The sequence below is a fragment of the Flavobacterium hauense genome (assembly GCF_054457175.1).
Window position 1 is genome coordinate 28,423 of record NZ_JBTKVX010000010.1, and the last position, 12,800, is coordinate 41,222.

At 39.5% G+C, this 12,800-nt stretch carries 20 protein-coding genes; 16 read left to right on the forward strand and 4 right to left on the reverse strand.

The annotated features are described in order from the left end of the window. Positions 1-10: 10 nt before the first annotated feature. Complete coding sequence (locus ACX0HA_RS08795) at positions 11-331, reverse strand: hypothetical protein (RefSeq protein WP_458844899.1); 321 nt, start codon at positions 329-331, stop codon at positions 11-13. Positions 332-457: 126 nt separating this feature from the next. Here ACX0HA_RS08795 and ACX0HA_RS08800 point away from each other — a divergent pair, with 126 nt between their 5' ends. The 14 genes from ACX0HA_RS08800 (at position 458) to ACX0HA_RS08865 (ending at position 9,599) form a co-directional block, all read left to right on the forward strand. Beyond that, a complete protein-coding gene (locus ACX0HA_RS08800; protein ID WP_458844900.1) occupies positions 458-703 on the forward strand; it encodes a hypothetical protein in 246 nt (81 codons plus the stop codon). Positions 704-706: 3 nt separating this feature from the next. Beyond that, entirely contained in the window at positions 707-1,273 is a 567-nt protein-coding gene (locus ACX0HA_RS08805; protein WP_458844901.1) for a helix-turn-helix transcriptional regulator, read from the forward strand. Positions 1,274-1,390: 117 nt separating this feature from the next. Then, positions 1,391-1,573, forward strand: coding sequence for a hypothetical protein (locus ACX0HA_RS08810; protein WP_458844902.1), 183 nt, complete (start codon positions 1,391-1,393; stop codon positions 1,571-1,573). Then, the gene (gene dnaG / locus ACX0HA_RS08815) at positions 1,574-4,873 is read left to right on the forward strand and encodes a DNA primase (RefSeq protein WP_458844903.1); all 3,300 of its coding nucleotides are present in this window, start codon (positions 1,574-1,576) and stop codon (positions 4,871-4,873) included. Positions 4,874-5,071: 198 nt separating this feature from the next. Then, positions 5,072-5,539 (forward strand): hypothetical protein, encoded by a 468-nt coding sequence (locus tag ACX0HA_RS08820; protein WP_458844904.1) that lies wholly within the window; start codon positions 5,072-5,074, stop codon positions 5,537-5,539. Beyond that, complete coding sequence (locus ACX0HA_RS08825; protein WP_458844905.1) at positions 5,536-6,150, forward strand: hypothetical protein; 615 nt, start codon at positions 5,536-5,538, stop codon at positions 6,148-6,150. The genes ACX0HA_RS08820 and ACX0HA_RS08825 overlap by 4 nt, the downstream gene beginning before the upstream one ends. A 2-nt stretch (positions 6,151-6,152) precedes the next feature. Further along, positions 6,153-6,491: a hypothetical protein gene (locus ACX0HA_RS08830; protein ID WP_458844906.1), complete on the forward strand. Its 339-nt coding sequence runs from the start codon at positions 6,153-6,155 to the stop codon at positions 6,489-6,491. After that, positions 6,491-7,000 (forward strand): hypothetical protein, encoded by a 510-nt coding sequence (locus tag ACX0HA_RS08835; protein WP_458844907.1) that lies wholly within the window; start codon positions 6,491-6,493, stop codon positions 6,998-7,000. The genes ACX0HA_RS08830 and ACX0HA_RS08835 overlap by 1 nt, the downstream gene beginning before the upstream one ends. A 2-nt stretch (positions 7,001-7,002) precedes the next feature. Then, positions 7,003-7,470 (forward strand): hypothetical protein, encoded by a 468-nt coding sequence (locus ACX0HA_RS08840; protein WP_458844908.1) that lies wholly within the window; start codon positions 7,003-7,005, stop codon positions 7,468-7,470. A 211-nt stretch (positions 7,471-7,681) separates the two neighbouring features. After that, a complete protein-coding gene (locus tag ACX0HA_RS08845; protein ID WP_458844909.1) occupies positions 7,682-8,167 on the forward strand; it encodes a hypothetical protein in 486 nt (161 codons plus the stop codon). A 35-nt stretch (positions 8,168-8,202) separates the two neighbouring features. Then, entirely contained in the window at positions 8,203-8,490 is a 288-nt protein-coding gene (locus ACX0HA_RS08850; RefSeq protein ID WP_458844910.1) for a hypothetical protein, read from the forward strand. 38 nt (positions 8,491-8,528) lie between these two features. Further along, positions 8,529-8,876, forward strand: coding sequence for a hypothetical protein (locus tag ACX0HA_RS08855; protein ID WP_458844911.1), 348 nt, complete (start codon positions 8,529-8,531; stop codon positions 8,874-8,876). A gap of 38 nt (positions 8,877-8,914) precedes the next feature. Beyond that, the gene (locus ACX0HA_RS08860) at positions 8,915-9,169 is read left to right on the forward strand and encodes a hypothetical protein (protein ID WP_458844912.1); all 255 of its coding nucleotides are present in this window, start codon (positions 8,915-8,917) and stop codon (positions 9,167-9,169) included. Continuing rightward, positions 9,156-9,599 (forward strand): hypothetical protein, encoded by a 444-nt coding sequence (locus tag ACX0HA_RS08865; RefSeq protein ID WP_458844913.1) that lies wholly within the window; start codon positions 9,156-9,158, stop codon positions 9,597-9,599. Before ACX0HA_RS08860 ends, ACX0HA_RS08865 begins: the two co-directional genes overlap by 14 nt. A gap of 113 nt (positions 9,600-9,712) precedes the next feature. Here ACX0HA_RS08865 and ACX0HA_RS08870 read toward each other — a convergent pair whose 3' ends face one another. Continuing rightward, a complete protein-coding gene (locus ACX0HA_RS08870) occupies positions 9,713-9,931 on the reverse strand; it encodes a DUF6965 family protein (RefSeq protein ID WP_458844914.1) in 219 nt (72 codons plus the stop codon). Positions 9,932-9,956: 25 nt separating this feature from the next. Beyond that, a complete protein-coding gene (locus tag ACX0HA_RS08875) occupies positions 9,957-10,790 on the reverse strand; it encodes a S1 family peptidase (RefSeq protein WP_458844915.1) in 834 nt (277 codons plus the stop codon). Between the two features lie 102 nt (positions 10,791-10,892). On the opposite strand from ACX0HA_RS08875, the gene ACX0HA_RS08880 reads away from it, so the two are divergent. Beyond that, positions 10,893-11,297 (forward strand): hypothetical protein, encoded by a 405-nt coding sequence (locus ACX0HA_RS08880; RefSeq protein ID WP_458844916.1) that lies wholly within the window; start codon positions 10,893-10,895, stop codon positions 11,295-11,297. A 10-nt stretch (positions 11,298-11,307) separates the two neighbouring features. Continuing rightward, positions 11,308-11,739, forward strand: coding sequence for a hypothetical protein (locus ACX0HA_RS08885; RefSeq protein WP_458844917.1), 432 nt, complete (start codon positions 11,308-11,310; stop codon positions 11,737-11,739). 407 nt (positions 11,740-12,146) lie between these two features. On the opposite strand, the gene ACX0HA_RS08890 is transcribed toward ACX0HA_RS08885, so the two are convergent. Beyond that, positions 12,147-12,800, reverse strand: coding sequence for an SOS response-associated peptidase (locus tag ACX0HA_RS08890; RefSeq protein ID WP_458844918.1), 654 nt, complete (start codon positions 12,798-12,800; stop codon positions 12,147-12,149).

Genomic DNA, 12,800 nt, shown 5'->3' on the forward strand with positions numbered 1-12,800 from the left:
CAACTGCGTATCATTTCCGTGATACGATTTCATCTAATTCAAAAACACGTTGCTTTATTTCATCAACTAAAACTTCCGCTCTGGACTTTGTTTTATATTCTGCAATAGGTTCATTTAGTAGACTAATTTGTCTACTCTCTTCACGTGTTAAAGTATTCATGTCTATTTCAGGGAACAGCTTCGCCATTCCTAATACAACTTCAATTGTAAGTTTACCAGCCGCAATATTCTTGTTCATACGCTGATAATTAAGGTCTAAGGCGTTGGCTAGATCTTGCTGAGTCATCCCCTTTGACTTCAAAAAATCATTAATCTTATCCTTTAAACTCATTTAGATTCATTCTAAATTAGACTAAAAAGACTATTATGTTGTAAATAATAGTCTAATTTGTCTATATATTTGTACTTAGTTATACACGGTTAAACAAATATATACATAAAAAAACAAGTTAGAGTTATGCAATTACATAAAGCCGACATCGACGAGCTCTTATCAGATAACCTACCCGACCATTATTCTACTGAGGTGGTTAAGCGATTAGGAGATAAAGGGTTAATAGTTTCTGCCGATGTTGTAAGAAATGTCCGTAATGGAAGGTCGGCAAAAAATTCTACTCGCATTATGTCAGAGCTTGTGCTGATGGCTAATGAGGAGAAAGCTGCGAAGGATAATTTAGGAAGTCTTATTAATACTACAAAATAGTCTATGAGCACTAATAGTATTTATCCCGGAATCCTTTGTGATTCAATTGAATTCTTCACGCTACCAAATGGACAATTCAAGGCTTTTAATGCCGGCCAGATTATTCCTTTTTATGCAACTCCATATCCTTACCTGCAGCTGGTACGTGAAACTATTGAAGCAGATGAGCCTGCCAAAGTAATACTTATGCAAATGCATCCGGATTCTGAGATGATGCGAGTGGAGCAATACTGCAGGTGTAATTTTTCAGGACTTGACTTTGTTCCGGATATAAAAGAAGGAATAATGCAGAAGGGTGAGTATTGGGATTGTCCAAAACGTGACCTGTGTCCGGGTGATGGAATTATCTGCAAGCCTCTTACCTATAACAATAAGGTTATAAATAGTCTTGAAATAAAGATAATTCAGAAATCGGTCAGTGATAAAACCAATGATGTTATTGCTGAAGAACTGTTCCTGCCTCTTGGAACATTTCATTTACTAAAAAAACAATTGCACGATAAGTTAGGAGTGTTCACCAAACAAGAGCTCACGCTTATTGCTGTATCGCTAAACCTGATACAGATTTAAAATATTTCGGCTTGTCCGGATACTACGTTCTTACCCCGCCTATTTAGATAGGTTTGACTTTTAAACTGGTTCACTCCCGCCTGACCGCGGGAGTGATATAACCTTAACCCAACCAACATGGATACTAAAGCAATACAATCTCAAATAAATAAAGTAGCAGCTGAGATACTTCAGCTGGAGGACAGGAATTATTTTACGGTAGAACAGGAACTGCTTAAGCGTCCGGCATTAGAACGCAAGCTCGAGGAGCTGAATAATGAGTATTCAATCGCATTCAATAACACTTCAGCCAGCCTATAAATGATTACCAAAGAAAGCATTGATCGTGTACTCGACGTAGACCTGATTGAGATCCTGGAGAAATACCAAATTCAGGGTTTTAAAAAGGCTGGTGTAAATTATAAAGGATTTTCTCCTTTCACTTCTGAAAAATCGCCGTCTTTCATGGCCTCAAAGGTAAAACAGGTATGGAAAGATTTTTCTACAGGTAATGGCGGCGTTGGCCCAATCTCATTTGTGATGGCCTACGAAAAACTGAGCTGGATAGAAGCTGTAGAGAAAGTTGCATCATTATCAAATATTATTCTTCAGAGGGAACATCAGACCGATGAAGAAATAGAAATACAAAACAGGTTTGAAAAACAGCGTAAGCTGCTACAGGAAGTTAGTGTAAAATATCTCAATAATTTCGTAGAGCTGCCAACTGATCATTGGGCAAAAGAGCACATGGCCAATAGAGGATATCAGGATATCACCCATGATCAGTTCCAGATAGGCTACTCATTACCGAACTCAAATGAAATCACGTCTCCGCTAAAAGAAAAAGGCAGATTAAGAGATGGCATTGAAGTTGGTCTGGTTAAAGAAGCTCAAGGCGATAGAACCTATGATTTTAATAATGACAGGATCATGTTTCCTATACACGATGTACGTGGTAGGGTAATTGGTTTTGGTGGCCGTGCGTCTAATGAAAAAGCTAAAACATCTGCTAAGTACCTTAATTCCCCCGACACTAAGCATTATGATAAAAAAACTGTCCTGTACGGGTTATTCCAGGGGCGTGCTGAAATCATTAGGCGCAATCAGGCTTATTTAACTGAGGGATATACCGATGTAATAGCTTTCCATGACAAAAATGTAAGTAATACAGTTGCCACATGCGGAACTGCATTAACCCCTGAGCATGTTCTTCTTTTTAAAAAGAAACTGTGTTCCCATGTAATCATAGTTCGTGATGGTGATAAAGCAGGACAGGCTGCGTGTTATCGTGATATAGATCTGTTGCTAGAAGCTTCGTTAAAAGTTTCAGTGGTGGAACTTCCGGACGGTGAAGATCCTGATACTATGGCTAAAGAAAAAGGTGAGGAGTTACAGGCATGGCTTGATTCTAATACCTATGATGCATTACATTGGAAAGCTCTCAGACTATTTGAAAAAGCCGAAACAGCTCATGATAAATCTGATGCTGTTACCAATATCGCAGAGAGTCTTTTAAAAATTAAGGATGAAATTAAGCGTAAGGAATACGCAAAAGAGTGTGCAAAAAAACTTAGTGTTAGTGCTAAGGATATGACTGCCCGGATCACTCAGCTTCACAATGCTGCCCAGGCTATAAAAAAGCTGGAGAAAAAAATATATGACGACGAAAAGACAGAGCTTGTAGCCTTTGGATTTCCGCAGGATGGGGATGTTGTGCAATTCAAGCGTGACGGTTATGTAATTTCTCCGGAGGAAATGAGCATTTACTTTAAGACTGATCGTGAGTATTTTATGAAGGGTACCAACTTCGTTATTAATCCACTTTTCGTTGTAAGGTCTGCTAAAGGTGAAGGGAAACGGCTTATTGAATTTTGTAACAAGGTGGGGGAAAACACTGTTTTTGCCCTAAACAATAAAGAGATATCCAATTTCGGCCAGTTCAAAGAGAAAATTGTAGATGGTTTCAACTTTACGTTTGAATCCGGTGTAAGTAATGTACATTTTACACAATTCAGGAACAGGCTGCTATATAATTTCAGGACTGCGCACGAGCTGTACACACTTGGCCAACAGCCTGAAGGTTTTTATGCATTTGCGAATGGTGTTGTTTATAATAGTGAGTTTTTTCCGGTTGATGATTATGGGATTGTTGATGTAGTTGTTAAGGAAGCAGACGAAGAAAAAGGGATCGAGCAGAAAATCGAGACCTTTTACTCGCCTGCGTTCTCAAAGATCAATCTTGGAGGGCGTGAAGACGATGATGCATTCGAAGGAGTTAGGGAGTTTGCATTTAAGCCCTCTGAGATAGTCTTTAATCAATGGATGGATCTGATGTATAAAGTCTATGGTGAAAAAGCTATGGTGGGCATTGCTTTCGTTGTGGCGGCTACATTCAGGGATATCATAGTAAACCAGTTCTCAACGTTCCCCCATTTGTTTTTAACTGGCCAACGTCAATCGGGTAAAACTACTTTCTCTGAATCATTAACTTGGGTATTTACACCAGGCAAGAAATCATTTGACCTTAATACCGGTACCATGGTTGGTTTCTTCAGAATGGTGTCCAGGATAAAAAATATTGCTGTAGGCCTGGAGGAGTTTACCGATCAGATCCACGAGGCAAAATTCCAGACTTTAAAGGCTGCATTTGATAACAGGGGCAGGGAAACGGGTAACGTTTCCGGAGATAAGTCCACTACGGTTACAAAGGTTCAGTCGGCATGTATAATATTGTCCCAGTACCTTTCTACCCGTGATGATAACTCATTGACATCTCGATCAATTACAATGGCTTTTCAGGAAGCAAACTATAATCCGGAACAAAAAATAACCTATGGACGTCTGAAGTCTTTCGAGCGAAAGGGAATGACATCAATGCTTTTGGAGCTGCTTAAGTATAGAACTGATGTTGAATTATCACTATCCACAGTGATCGAGGAACTGAATCGCGACCTGGTTAAAACTATGGACTCGGGTTACATGGAGCGTATGCTAAACAACTTTATTTCTGTCATGGCGCCCATGAAAATACTATGGAATAAGTTCTCTTTTCCATTTACATGGGATGAATTTTATAGCACCTGCCAAAAGATGATCGTTTCATCATCTGATATGATATCCGAAACTGAAGGAACAGCTAAGTTCTGGCAGATACTTGAGTTCCTGGTTGATCAAAAGCGAATACATCGTGGTGTAGAATTCATCATAGAACCTAAAGCCACATTTACAATCAGGCTTAATAAGAAAGAAACAAAACAGGAGTCTAATCCCCAAGGTGACAGGATACTCTTCTTGAGACTTGGTAAGGTGCATCAGGATTATCTGGTTGAAGTATCGCGCCGGAAAGGTGAAGAACCAATCGGAGAAAGTACGCTGAGAGGATACTTCTTGAGTAAAACTTACTTCATAGGCATGGTGCCGGCAATGCATTTTGAAAATGGATCAGGCAGCTGCTATGCATTCAATTATGATATGATGGAAAAAATGGGAATGGTAAATCTGGTACGTGATTTTAAGGTACCGACAGCTTCCCCGGGATCGCCTCAACATACTCCCGGATACAACAATCTAGATTTGCAACCTGCAGGTGTAGAACCTGATGGTGACGGACTATTTTTTTAAAAGAATTATTGATAACCAAATTTTATATTATGTACACAGAAACCGAAATTTTACAAATTGCTAGAGGCTGTAACTCCATAAAGGAGGTCATGAAAGCAGCGAAAATTTTACGTGTATTGATCAGTGAGGGTGCTCAGGCTCCATCGGTATTCATCAATTACACTATGGTCAAACGCTTTAGAGAACTTATCTCTTGACATGGAAGCGACAGGATACTTAAGGCCAGCTGCGATAGATGACCTTATTGACAGGGTGGGAGGTACACTGATTGAAAACAGGAGCTACTTTGTGAAATATCCTGATGGGCATTTTGAAGGACCTTTTGAAATTGGATATCCGGATACATACATTACTGAAGTATTTGCTCAAATACAATATGGTATGGTGTATGTACCATATTTCAGAAAAGGTGAGGGTGTTATCTCCAGTACACTGCATTATAGGCGGGCGATATCAGCTGACTTTACAATCATGAAACAGTTTCTCAGATATGGCCTATCCTATTATTTACTGCTGAACGGTCAGATCACAGGTGCTTACCTACTGACTGAAGAAACAAATATTGAAGACCTGAACGGACAGATCAAAAGCGGTATTGCTTATGTGTTGGAGCACAAAAGCCTGCAGCACTTTCCTGAGTTAAACCCTATCAAAAAAGCATCATGACAGTAGGAGAACACGAAACCCAGTATAACAGGAGGTATCATTTGCAGCGTGCGCTAAAGCCGATACTTCATATAGATTCTCATAAAAAGAGAATTGACATTCCTGAAGGAATGGAATTAGGTAAGACGGATCAGAAGAGGGTAGATGCCCTGGTTGAAAATTATGGCTACGTGATCCAAAAGGTACTTTCAATATCTCCCTTTGAAAAAGTTATGATATACAATTCGATGGGCATCCAGGGTATAAATATCCGCTTCAGGGAGGATAAGATGATTGGGTATAAACCTGGTACCAAAATATTAAAAATTGGCAAAGGACCTGAAACGCGAAACAACGCCATAGATATTTTTAAACTCCCTGCAGTTTATGCCGGTACCATAATGATCGATAACAGGAAGTATTATGCGCTGCAGCTGAATCAAAGCTTATTCAAGCGTAAAGACCAGGATTACTATCTCCTTTATGAAATCACTAAGCAGCAAATTATAAGGGAGGTGTACAAGGAAGATGGCTCTTACGAGCTGACCAGGTTCTACTATCCCGAATTTAAATTACTCAAGCCGGAACCGAAGAGGCCGGGCAAGCAAAACAAATTAAATTTTAATGACTGATTATGAAAAAAATAGTATTAAGCAAAACACAAAAGCTTCAGATTGCTAACAGAAATCTAACAACATTTGAAGAAGATTTTAAAGGATTCGAATTACCAAGGCATGAGACCGGGGTTCATAAGGTTACTAATATTGCCACAGCTGAAGGTGTTACACGCGCGTGGGTTAGGTGGGTACCTAATACTTCAGGTGAATCTCCTATAAATTGGCATCCATCCCGTTACGCCAAAGGCGAAACTTATATACTGGATCAGTACGTTAAAGTTGTAATCGAGGAAGTGGAGCTACTGCAGCGGGAGAATATTTTTTACTGGAAGTTTACTGTAAGCCTGGCTAATTAATGAAGCTTCAATTTGCCTCAAATTTCCCTAAGTACATGCCAATATTGGGAGGGCTACCTACAGATTTTAAAGCAAAACTATGGCAGGGTTTTGCAAAGATGGATCTTAATAATCTTAAGTCCTCAAAGTACATACAGCACCTACAACGACTTACTCCTGCAGAGATAGCGCTTGTTGGCCATGTAAATCCAAAATACCATACAATCCGGACAGATGAAAATGACGAGATACATCCGGGAACTGAGATTCATTTTTTAGATGACTTAGATCTGATCATCGCACCATCATTAGAATGTACCAATACCCAAACTATAATGATTGACAGGATAGGATGTACAGGTTTTTGGCGACTTGATGCTGTTGTCTCGGTTGATGGGCGTGTACTTCAGAACTGGGAGGTTCTGACGCTCTCAAGGAATGAAGGTTTTGATTCTCCGGATGATTTTTTTGAGTGGTTCGATACTGATTGCATTAAGAAGATTATTCACTGGACCGAAATAAAATATTGATCATGAGAGAGACTATAACAAAACTTCAAAACCAAATATTCGCATTTACTTCAGCAATAGTAGCGCTGCCAGGATTATTTAATCATGCAAGGGAAGCAGCTGAAAAATCAGCTCTGATGAATTCTATACTTAGGGATCTCTCAGAGCTGACAACAACCACAGACACTGAAATATATTTCAGGAAGGTTAAAAATGAAGCAGCCGGACTACCAGGGCCTAACACAGATCATATTATTTTAAAACTGCAGGAAAGGCTACTTCAGGTGCGTGCATTGGTTTGTAATACTGAATATTCCTGGAGGAAAATAAAATCGCACTGTAGAGCTGTAGATATTGGTTTTGAAGAGCTGTATCATTTCATGATTGAAATGAAACGATTCCCGGACTATGGCGAGGCAATTTGCATCAGGCATTTTGGACTCAGGGAAATTATAAACGCGCTGCAGGAAGAAAAACAAATGCTGAACTAATGGCTATCGAGGTATATTCAGTTGTAGAAGGTACAACATCATCTGATAGTTACATAGAGCTCTACGCTGACTGTGAAAAACTTGAAACTGCCCAGTTCCTCGCCTGGTCGATTACAGAACATGCTGACTTAAGACCTGTACATATTCGCAAGTGTATTGTGTACAGGGAGGAAGTCCCCTTTTTATTTTAAGATAACCAAATTATTATACCATGAAAAAGTACTTTATTACCGTAGCAGCAACCTACGTTACCAAAAACAAGTTGCAGGAGATTATTCTCGAGAAAAGTAAAAGCCTGGCTTTTACATTATGCGATTCAATGGATCAGGCGAAAGCTGCAGTGGATAAGCTATTTACTGATGCCGTGGCCGAATATAAGGGCTCTGCAAAAGAACAAGCTCCGGACTATAATTACTACCTTCAGTTTATAGGAGGAAAAGAATTTGAAGTAATTAATGTAACGGTTACAAGCTGCTTATTGCTTTCGCTAAAGCCGGTGCTGAGTGCTAATTCTAATACCATGATTTCTACGGAAATTCAAAGGAAAATTGATAGATATGATCAGCTGGATGCGTATTTAAAAAAGGCCTATGCTGAGGAGGAAGTTGATGAAGACAGCGAAGATGATTTTGGAAACGATTTTAATCTGTTATCTATTGGAGAAGAAGCAGCAACAATCTTTGGATATCTATCATGAGATACGACATTACCCATAGTGAATACAAGCTCGGGATGGGCTTGTGGTTCAAACTGATCTTCGGCCATGCAAATAATAGTGATGGTTGGATGTGTCTTTCAAATGTTCCGGAACTTAATTATAAAAAGCTCGAGAGCGACAATCAGGAAGACGCGGTTTACGAAGTAATGGGATCACTGGAGTTTGAAGTTGACTATACTCCTGAAATTGTCCAGGGCTCTATACGTAAAATCTATCCGAAGGTTGAGTTTGCTAATGGTGTACCAGTGTGGACTCCGGAGGCGATAGCTTTTTATAAACCTAATGTCGTGACAAATGACTAAAAGAAAATATACCCGATTTGGAGAGAAACCCACAAAGTATGAATGTACCAAGAGAAAATGTAAGTGGCAGGGTTCCATGGCTGAAAAATCAAAGAAAAAGACAAAGTGTGGTCATAAGTTTGTTTGCCCGACATGTGGGAATGATGAGTTTTATGGATTACTTGACAGCGTGGTGCCTGTATCATACCCTGAAGATAATGCCTAATGACAATTCTCTTTATGAAGCTCTCACGGCAGCGTATGATGTTGTTTTTGAAACCCACTATTTTGTATCGAATGTAATTGCTAGCTGTCGTGAAGATGAGATTGATTCAAAAGATGCAGAAATCTTAAAAAAATGTAATGTTTATCTGAAGTGGTACCAGGAAACATTTAATCAAAAATAATTAACACCTCGCGAAGTATAGGGAATCGTCAATTAATTATGGAAAATACAGTAACACAAACAGTATTGTCACCGGCAGAGGTGGCCAAAGGACTAAAAGAAATTTTCGGAAGTGATGCAAAGCCTACAAGCTCTGAATTTCATGACTACAACCTGACCAGGTTAAATATAAAGAATGCAATTCAGCATGAGCAACTGGAGGCGGTTCTGAAGCTCGGGACTGTGAGCCAGGTGCGCTCCGGGTTAGGTATTACAATATCAATTAAAACAGAAAAGGGAGATGGATCCATTTAAAGAGCTAACAGATTTGCAGCTGCAGTATGGATATAAGTTGGGAGAGCTTAATCCCGTTGCCTTACTCGGGCTTTTCGGTGAAGCTGGCGAGGTTCTAAACGAAGTCATATTCTACGATCTTGACGGTGATGAGAACGAAAAAAGGAAAGCTCTTGCGGTTGGTATTGCTTCGATAATCGACGATCTGAAGAAATACTTTCGAGCTAATCCACATTTTGCTCCAGGTGTAATGATAGTCCGAGAAGATGAAGACGGTGGCGAGGCGTTTGATAAGGAGGTGGCTGATACCCTGTACTATCTAAATCTTATTGCACTCAATAGGGGGCGTGATTTAGCCTACTATGCGCAGCTCTCAGTTGACAAGGTGAAGGCTAAAGGGTTGAAGCCGCCTAAGACTGAACAGCAGGATACCGGAGAGGAAAATGTATAAAGAAAAAACCCCGCGAATTAGCGGGGTTTTATTATTTTTACATCGCATTATCCCTAGTTGATTAGGAAATTGCGTTTGAATTATTGCCTTCCGGGTGGTTCCGGAAGGCTTTTTTATTGTGCTGCTTCATTCAGCTTTTTCATATCCTGGTAAAATTCTCTAAGCCTCCACCATGCCGGGCAATCTTCGAGCTTGCCTTTATGGTTATGGATTAAAACAAAGGTGTGGTTCAGAAAGCCTTGTGAGTTGGCAATCTTCATGTAAGGTTTCCAATCGACTTCTTCCGGAGGAGGGTTGTGTAAAAAGTAGCGTTTTATTTCTTCGGGTGTCATAAAGCAAATATATTACAAAACCCCGCTAATTAGCGGGGTTTTGCTGTTGTAATTCCAGTACAGAAACAATTCTTTTAAACTCGGTGATTGTTTCATTGATCCTGTCAACAGGTTCAACCAATGTCAATCCGGAATTTTCTTCAAAAATTATTCTTGGGTTACCTGTTTGTTGGCTTACAGCTATGTCTTTAAATGTAATATATTGTTTTACTATCCCAATTAGCTTGCTAGCTACAATTTCTTTACCTTCATCATTAAATATTGTAGAGCTAATTACAGGCCCACCGCTATTACCAGGGAATATTGGAGCATCTATAATAAAATCTTTACTTCTGTTTTCAAACAAATCAGAAATACGTGAAATTATACCTCCTCTTACAATCACATATTTACGGTCTGTAACTATTCCCATAGGAAACCCCATTGCAAACACACTATCTCCTTCAGAGTAACCGCATAACATCATTTGTTCGGATGTATGTGAAAAATTGTCTGATTCAAAGAAATTGAAAACCATACCTTCCTCGTTCAAAAAATGAGCATTAACCTCAATTATAGCAACATCTACATTTGGATCTGGGTGTCCAACCCAATAATTGTTACCCTCATGATCAAGTAAAATCAATTCATAATCTTTACCTGCCTGACCATTGGTGGGATTAAATTTTAAGTGGACTGTTTTTAGTCCTTCAACAACGTGTTTATTTGTAACAAGGAATATCTTGTAATTTGTGCTGCCATCTGCCTGGGGAATAGCGTCACCATACAAAAAGCCGGTTCCAATCCAATGCATGCCTTGTGCAGTTGCTGAACCTATTGCCACAACAGTATTCATATATAGTTGAGGGATTTGTGCCATGTTTTTAAATTTATTGGTTATTTCCACGAAGTTAACAATAATCTAATTACTACACACTTTTACACAGTATTACGTATCTTAGAGTGAATAAAATTGGAAAGTATGAAAAAAGTGCTTGTTACCTTTAAATATGAGAGTCAGCTGAACACTAGTACGGCTACCAATTACACGAATGGCGAGTTGATGAAGGAAATTGTTGAGCTGCTACGTGCAGGGGGAGTGGAAATGTGTGGTTGGGAAGAGATACACGGAGAGGAAATTGATAATCCCTGTGATACAAATGAGCCTGTTATCGAAAATCACACCCTAATGGAAGTGCGCCTTGAAATTCATAATCCGGAGCATCCTGAAGAAGCTATTGATTGGCATGATGGGGGTGACGACCTTTTTCATTACGTTATGGATGCCTTGGAACTAGGTGAACCTGAAATTATGTATTTTTACACCATCGGGGATGAACCTATGCAGAAAAGCACAATAGGCATCGAAATACATCCTGCTTACTAATTGATTGATTATGGCTTACTACAAGGCAATTACTTACATACCCGGAGGTAAAGAACTGAAGGTTGAAAAGAATGTAGCTCCCAATGAGCTGTATCATGCAATGCGTTCTGTTAAGAAACCGGAGATCATTACCATATTTGAAGGTAACCTGGAATTGACTGATGAATTGCATTCTCTTTTACAACGTCCAAAAGCATACAGCACCTATGTTATTTACGGAGGCCATTTTTCAGAAATGCCTACTGATGATGCACTGCGCGATGATATAATGTTTGGTCTTCAGGAAGGAAACCTTATCACTCCAGTTGAGTCGGTATATGGTTATCAGATATTAAAGATTGAATATTTATATCCGGATGAACCAATTGCGCCTGAGTTCAGGGCAGAGCCTGGAGAAAAACGTGATGACAATTCGGCTAATACTATGGAAAATGATCAATAATTATGGACATATAAGTTTTGTACGATTCCTTTTGCCGCCAGAGGTAGAGATTCCTCCATATATGTTAGCGAAAAAGCGCCAGGGGGAGATCTGGAATGCGGTATTTAACGCTGTTGATAATGGTTTGTCCATATTTATGGGTAGTGGAACAGAAAAGCCAACACTGAATATCAGGCGTGCGAATATTGAATCCTTCAATATCAATGGCTACACTGATATTGTCTTGCGTTTGCATACAGACGAGCGCATAGTATTTTCTCGGGATCACACTACGCTATTGAATTTTTTTATTTCCCAATTCAGATCTGCCGAGCGTCTTTATACACATTCAGATTCGACGCGTAAAAATTCGTTTAAAACCGAAGCGCGGCAGATTATTATAAATGCTTATGAAAGGTTTGATTTAACTAAAATAATGTCAACTGTTCCTCAGAAGAATCTCCGATCATAATCGCCTGCAGTTCTATAAGAGATCGATCAACAAAATTTAATTCATCCTCGCCTGTTAGCCAGCGTAAATATTCGTCACCTTCCAATATTACCGGCATACGTTCAGCGCTGTTATGTACTGTTGCCATGAGCGCATTGGCGTCAGTCATGACCATTGAGTACGTCGGCACACCGCTGCGCATGTTGTAAATACCTGCAATTCCCATAGGTTTATTACATTGTCTCCAAATCTCATAAGGAACGGTTTTAGGAGCTTTCTTTCCGGGTACATCTATATGATGGTATTCAATAATACTCTGAGCAAGGATCAGGCAGCGATTATCGGCTGAATCTTTCCAGGAAGGCTTATTTCGTAGTTCCTCGATACGGGCATTCAATGTATTGGCCTGGTATTCTTTTGGGTTATCGCTTTTGGCAAAAGGTGGTATTAGCTTCCATTGCCCTTCGATGATAAGGTTAGGGCTACTGTCCAGAATTATAGGCATCATCGGGTAATCAAATCCATTAACGATATCCTTTGATGGATTGAAATATTCAGGACGGCTGAACCGTGCATCAAATTCTACCTCGGTCTGTGTTTTATCTTCAGGTCGTTTATATTTGTAGCACAT

Excerpts from the sequence above, each read along its gene's own strand:
- ACX0HA_RS08795 (WP_458844899.1), bottom strand. The coding sequence starts at position 331 with ATGAGTTTAAAGGATAAGATTAATGATTTTTTGAAGTCAAAGGGGATG.
- ACX0HA_RS08800 (WP_458844900.1), top strand. The coding sequence starts at position 458 with ATGCAATTACATAAAGCCGACATCGACGAGCTCTTATCAGATAACCTA.
- ACX0HA_RS08805 (WP_458844901.1), top strand. The coding sequence starts at position 707 with ATGAGCACTAATAGTATTTATCCCGGAATCCTTTGTGATTCAATTGAA.
- ACX0HA_RS08810 (WP_458844902.1), top strand. The coding sequence starts at position 1,391 with ATGGATACTAAAGCAATACAATCTCAAATAAATAAAGTAGCAGCTGAG.
- dnaG (WP_458844903.1), top strand. The coding sequence starts at position 1,574 with ATGATTACCAAAGAAAGCATTGATCGTGTACTCGACGTAGACCTGATT.
- ACX0HA_RS08820 (WP_458844904.1), top strand. The coding sequence starts at position 5,072 with ATGGAAGCGACAGGATACTTAAGGCCAGCTGCGATAGATGACCTTATT.
- ACX0HA_RS08825 (WP_458844905.1), top strand. The coding sequence starts at position 5,536 with ATGACAGTAGGAGAACACGAAACCCAGTATAACAGGAGGTATCATTTG.
- ACX0HA_RS08830 (WP_458844906.1), top strand. The coding sequence starts at position 6,153 with ATGAAAAAAATAGTATTAAGCAAAACACAAAAGCTTCAGATTGCTAAC.
- ACX0HA_RS08835 (WP_458844907.1), top strand. The coding sequence starts at position 6,491 with ATGAAGCTTCAATTTGCCTCAAATTTCCCTAAGTACATGCCAATATTG.
- ACX0HA_RS08840 (WP_458844908.1), top strand. The coding sequence starts at position 7,003 with ATGAGAGAGACTATAACAAAACTTCAAAACCAAATATTCGCATTTACT.
- ACX0HA_RS08845 (WP_458844909.1), top strand. The coding sequence starts at position 7,682 with ATGAAAAAGTACTTTATTACCGTAGCAGCAACCTACGTTACCAAAAAC.
- ACX0HA_RS08850 (WP_458844910.1), top strand. The coding sequence starts at position 8,203 with ATGGGCTTGTGGTTCAAACTGATCTTCGGCCATGCAAATAATAGTGAT.
- ACX0HA_RS08855 (WP_458844911.1), top strand. The coding sequence starts at position 8,529 with ATGAATGTACCAAGAGAAAATGTAAGTGGCAGGGTTCCATGGCTGAAA.
- ACX0HA_RS08860 (WP_458844912.1), top strand. The coding sequence starts at position 8,915 with ATGGAAAATACAGTAACACAAACAGTATTGTCACCGGCAGAGGTGGCC.
- ACX0HA_RS08865 (WP_458844913.1), top strand. The coding sequence starts at position 9,156 with ATGGATCCATTTAAAGAGCTAACAGATTTGCAGCTGCAGTATGGATAT.
- ACX0HA_RS08870 (WP_458844914.1), bottom strand. The coding sequence starts at position 9,931 with ATGACACCCGAAGAAATAAAACGCTACTTTTTACACAACCCTCCTCCG.
- ACX0HA_RS08875 (WP_458844915.1), bottom strand. The coding sequence starts at position 10,790 with ATGGCACAAATCCCTCAACTATATATGAATACTGTTGTGGCAATAGGT.
- ACX0HA_RS08880 (WP_458844916.1), top strand. The coding sequence starts at position 10,893 with ATGAAAAAAGTGCTTGTTACCTTTAAATATGAGAGTCAGCTGAACACT.
- ACX0HA_RS08885 (WP_458844917.1), top strand. The coding sequence starts at position 11,308 with ATGGCTTACTACAAGGCAATTACTTACATACCCGGAGGTAAAGAACTG.
- ACX0HA_RS08890 (WP_458844918.1), bottom strand. The coding sequence starts at position 12,800 with ATGTGCTACAAATATAAACGACCTGAAGATAAAACACAGACCGAGGTA.